The organism is Clostridium sp. Ade.TY (genome assembly GCF_000498355.1).
Classification (GTDB): domain Bacteria; phylum Bacillota; class Clostridia; order Clostridiales; family Clostridiaceae; genus Clostridium.
The window spans coordinates 1-1,826 of record NZ_AVSV01000057.1 but is presented as its reverse complement, the minus strand read 5'-3'; the positions used below and the strand labels follow the sequence as shown (position 1 = coordinate 1,826).

The window sequence follows — 1,826 nt, the reverse complement described above, 5'->3', positions numbered from 1 at the left end:
AAATAATACTTGGAGAAACAAGTGAAGTTCCAGTAATAACAGCAAGTGATGATGTTATTTTAGGTTCAGTAGAACTTACTAAGGTTGATAGTGAAACAAGTGAAAAGCTTGAAGGGGCAACATTTGATTTATATGAAGTAAATGGTGAAAAGGAAACTAAGGTTGATACTTATGTTACTAATAAAGAAGGTAATATAAATGTAGAAAACTTAAGACCAGGAAATTATTATTTCATAGAAACAAAAGCTCCAGTAGGATACGATTTAGATAATTCAAAACATGAATTTAAAATTGTACTTGGAGAAGCAGAAAAACAAGTTTCAGTAACAGTAAAAGATAATATCAAAAAAGGTTCAGTAGAACTTACTAAGGTTGATAGTGAAACAAACCAAAAACTTGAAGGAGCAATATTTGACCTATATAAGGTTAATGATAAAGCTACAGATAGTAATAAGTTAATAAAAGCTATAAAAGATTTGATTACGCCAGATAGTTCAAAGATTGGAACATATACAACAAACAAAAATGGTGTAATAACAGTTGGAGATTTAAGACCAGGAAATTATTATTTCGTTGAAACTAAGGCACCAGAAGGATATAACTTAGATAGTTCAAAACAAGAATTTAAAATTGTTTTAGGTGAAACAGAGAAACAGGTTTTAGTAACAGCAAAAGATAATATTAAAAAAGGTCAAGCTATTTTAGTTAAGGAAGATAAAGATAGCGGAGAAGCTCTTCAAGGTGCAGTATATGGTCTTTATGATTCAAAAGGTAACTTAATAGAAAAAGTTACAACTGATGAAAACGGACAAGCAATAGCAAGTACAAAATTAAGACCAGGAAATTACTACTTTAAAGAAATACAAGCACCAAAAGGGTATAAAGTAAATAATGAAAAATTATCAGTAGAAGTAAAAAATAATGGAATAGTTAATCCAGAGACTATAGTAGCAAAAGATTCAATAATACTTGGATCAGCAAAACTTATAAAGGTAGACAGTAAAACTGGAGGAAAACTTCAAGGAGCTGTTTATGGAGTTTATGACTCAAGCAATAAGTTAATAGAAAAAGTAACAACAGGAAGTACTGGAGAAGTAACAGCAACAGACTTAAGACCAGGAAAATATTACTTCCAAGAGATAACAGCACCAGTTGGATATAACTTAAATAATACAAAATATCAATTTGAAATAGTACTTGGAGAAACAAATAAAGCTCCAGTAATAACAGCAAATGATGACGTTGTTTTAGGTTCAGTAAGTCTTACAAAAGAAGATAGTGAAACAAATCAAAAGCTTGAAGGGGCAACATTTGATTTATATGAAGTAAATGGTGAAAAGGAAACTAAGGTGGATACTTATGTTACTAATAAAGAAGGTAATATAAATATAGAAAACTTAAGACCAGGAAATTATTATTTCATAGAAACAAAAGCTCCATTAGGATACGATTTAGATAGTTCAAAACATGAATTTAAAATTGTATTAGGTGAAGCTCAAAATCAAGTTTTAGTAACAGTAAAAGATAATATTCAAAAAGGTTCTGTAAGTCTTACTAAAGAGGATAGTGAGACTGGAGAAAAACTTCAAGGAGCAACATTTGATTTATATGAAGTAAATGGTGAAAAGGAAACTAAGGTGGATACTTATGTTACTAATAAAGAAGGTAATATAAAAGTAGAAAACTTAAGACCAGGAAGTTATTATTTCGTAGAAACAAAAGCTCCAGAAGGATACAATTTAGATAATTCAAAACATGAATTTAAAATTATTTTAGGTGAAGCAGAAAAACAAGCTTCAGTAACGGTAAAAGATAATATTAAAAAG

The 1,826-nt window shown here is 29.2% G+C and carries 1 protein-coding gene; it reads left to right on the top strand.

Translation table 11 applies throughout. The features are described from left to right. A partial coding sequence (locus O212_RS16755) for a SpaA isopeptide-forming pilin-related protein (RefSeq protein ID WP_024615991.1) occupies positions 1–1,826 on the top strand: 1,826 nt, incomplete at both ends.